Source organism: Mesorhizobium sanjuanii, assembly GCF_002529485.1.
Classification (GTDB): Bacteria; Pseudomonadota; Alphaproteobacteria; order Rhizobiales; family Rhizobiaceae; genus Mesorhizobium; species Mesorhizobium sanjuanii.
Window position 1 is genome coordinate 1 of the sequence record NZ_NWQG01000138.1, and the last position, 2,923, is coordinate 2,923.

The following is a 2,923-nucleotide window of genomic DNA, read 5'->3' on the forward strand; positions in this document are numbered from 1 at the left end:
CCCTTGAGATCTTCAGCTTGAGACAATACCACCCAGCTGGACCACGAGGCACTTCAGGGAAAAACAACCCGGACGCCGGTTGAATTGGAACCCATCGAAATCGTCTATTCGTCGCGTGAGATGATTTCCTCGCCGCCGATGACCAGCCTGAGGCCGAGGTCGCCGGCCCGACGGCGGGCGAGGAAACGTGGGCGGCGCGTGGTCGAGACGCGGCCCTTGCGGCGGTCCTGCGCCGGCAGCGTCTTGATGGCGGCGCCAAGCGATTCCTCCAGCGTGCGGGCAATGCCGTCCGCTTCGATCAACAGCATCGGCAGGCGATAGGCGTCGGCCCAGGCGCGCCAGTCGGCGGCGACATCGTCGAGATCGTCGGCCACCAGCAGCGGCACCGACAACATGGGATCATTGTGCAGGAGCTCCAGGGTCACCGTGACATTGCCATCCGGATCCTCCATCGCGCGGGCGGCCACGCCGCGAAACGCGTTGGCGGGCAGAGCGATGATCGCCGGCACGCCGCTCATCTCCAGCGTGCGGCGAATGACGGCGCCACGCTGGTCGATGGTGAAGGTAACGTCGCCATAGTCGTCGCGGGTGGCGTAGCTTGCCACCTGCGGCAGGCGGAATGGGTCGAGGCGCATATTGCACCCGGCCCAGACTGGCTTCAGTCCGATGTTCATAGATTGCCTTTCCTGTCTCTCCTGAGAGCCGGCTTGCGGTTCTCTCCGGGCCGGTTTGTCCAGCCTCGTTGTGGAGAAACATTAGCGCGCGCTTCTTACCGCTGCGCTTAAGAAAGTCAGTTAAATTTTGCTGATCGCAGGCGATGGTTATCGGAATGCCACCGGGCTCGCGCTCGGGAAAGGATCAGATAACCTTACCGGGATTCATGATGCCGGCCGGGTCGAAGGCCGCCTTCACCCGGCGCATCAGATCGATGGCCATCGGCGGCGCCGTGGCGATCAGTTCGTCTCGCTTCAACTGGCCGATGCCGTGCTCGGCGGAGATCGAGCCGTGAAAGCTGCGCACGACATCGTGCACGGCGTGGTTCATGGCGTGGTACAGGCCGAGGAACGCCTCGTCATCGCCATCGACTGGCCGGGAGATGTTGTAGTGGAGGTTGCCGTCGCCCATGTGGCCGAAGCAGACCACGCGGGCACCCGGGCTGACGGATTGCACCGCGCCAGCCGCCTTGTCGATGAATGACGGGATGGAGGCCACCGGCACCGAGATGTCGTGCTTGATCGAGGCGCCCTCGGGCTTTTGCGCATCGGGCAGAACCTCGCGGAAATTCCAGAAAGCGTCGCCCTGCGCGATGCTCGCCGCAATCACCGCATCGCCGACGATCTCCTGCTCGAGGCCTTCCGACAGCACCTCCTCGATCAGCGCCCGTGCATCCTCCGCCGAGCGCCCGGATGAGATCTGCATCAGCACATACCACGGCCAATCCTCGGCCAGTGGGCGCACCACACCTTGGGCATGCGCAAGCGTGAAATCGTGGGGCCTCTGGCCGATCAGCTCGAAGGCAGTGAGCGCGGCGCCGGCGCGGTCCATGGCCAGGCTGAACAGGGAGAGTGCCGCCTCGGGCGACGACATTCCGACAAAAGCCACTTCCCGCCCCTTCGGCTTGGGGAAAAGCTTGAGCACGGCGGCAGTGATGATGCCAAGCGTACCCTCGGCGCCGACGAACAGGTTCTTCAGATCGTAGCCGGTATTGTCCTTCTTCAGCTTGCGCAGATCGTCGAACACCTCGCCGGTCGGCAGCACCACTTCGACGCCGAGACAGAGCTCACGCGCATTGCCATAGGCAAGCACGCCGGTGCCGCCGGCATTGGAGGAGAGGTTGCCGCCAATCTGGCAGGAACCCTGCGCGGCGAGCGACAGCGGAAACAGCCGGTCGGCGGCATCGGCCGCCTCCTGCAAGGTCTGCAGGATGACGCCTGCCTCGACAGTGACCGTGTTGGACAAGACGTCGATCTCGCGGATGCGGTTCAGCCTGGACAGCGACAGCACGATCTCGCGGCCGGAAGCATCCGGCACCTGAGCGCCGACCAGCCCGGTATTGCCGCTTTGCGGCACGATCGGCGTGCCGGTCTCGCTTGCCAGCTTCATGATGCGGCTGACTTCGTCGACACTGCCGGGCCTCAGCACCAGCGCCGTCCTGCCATGCCACAGGCCGCGCCGCTCGGTGAGGAAAGGCGCGATATCCTGCTGGTCGCGAAGCGCATATCTGTCGCCGACGATTGTCGCGAAGCGGTCGATGAGGGCGGCGTCGAGGTCTTGGGACATGTCGTTCATGGGTGGAAACTATTGCCCTGTGTCGATCTTGTCACGCGTGGCGGCCCGGTCACGCGTGGCGGCCCGGTCACGCGTGGCGGCCCGGTCACGAGGGGCGGCGGCGCGCGATAGCCGGTCGTTGATCGCCTCGCCCAGCCCGTCGAATGGGATAGGCTCGACGGCGATGGTCTTGGCACCGCTGCGATCGAGATCCTGCATATGGGCAAAAAGGTTGCTCGCCGCCTCGCGCAGATCGCCTGACACCGACAGGTTGCGCAGGGCGGCAGCGCCTTGCCAGCCCTCAGCACGGTGGCCGCCGAAGGCCAGCAAGGCTTCGCCCTTGGCGATCTTCCCGGCGTTGACGCGCACCGCAGCGCCCGGCGCGTAGTGCGAGGCCAGCATGCCTGGCGCCTCGATGCCTTCGGCGCCGCGCAGCAGCGCCGTGCCGGCGACTGCCTCGATGTCGCCGGCGGCAATACCGCCCGGCCTCAGGAGCCGCAATCTTGCGCCTTCAACCTTGACGATCGTCGATTCCAATCCAACCGGCGTCGCGCCGCCATCGACCACCAATTTGATCTTGGAGCCAAGATCGGCTGCCACGGCCTCGGCGGTCGTGGCGCTGATCTTGCCGGAGGAATTGGCGCTGGGCGCTGCG

3 protein-coding genes are annotated in these 2,923 nt (G+C 65.4%); all 3 read right to left on the bottom strand.

Annotated features, from left to right (window positions below; translation table 11 throughout):
* Window positions 1–104: 104 nt before the first annotated feature.
* Window positions 105–674, bottom strand: a complete 570-nt coding sequence (locus tag CN311_RS20445; protein WP_097575532.1) for a DUF6101 family protein — start codon at window positions 672–674, stop codon at window positions 105–107.
* 184 nt (window positions 675–858) lie between these two features.
* The gene (locus tag CN311_RS20450; protein WP_097575533.1) at window positions 859–2,289 is read right to left on the bottom strand and encodes an FAD-binding oxidoreductase; all 1,431 of its coding nucleotides are present in this window, start codon (window positions 2,287–2,289) and stop codon (window positions 859–861) included.
* A 9-nt stretch (window positions 2,290–2,298) separates the two neighbouring features.
* Window positions 2,299–2,923 (bottom strand): L-threonylcarbamoyladenylate synthase (locus CN311_RS20455; RefSeq protein ID WP_245440892.1); only part of this gene is annotated, 625 nt, incomplete at its 5' end.

What these genes read in the sequence shown, in the direction of transcription:
- CN311_RS20450 (WP_097575533.1), bottom strand. Translation starts at nt 2,289, where the DNA reads ATGAACGACATGTCCCAAGACCTCGACGCCGCCCTCATCGACCGCTTC.
- CN311_RS20445 (WP_097575532.1), bottom strand. Translation starts at nt 674, where the DNA reads ATGAACATCGGACTGAAGCCAGTCTGGGCCGGGTGCAATATGCGCCTC.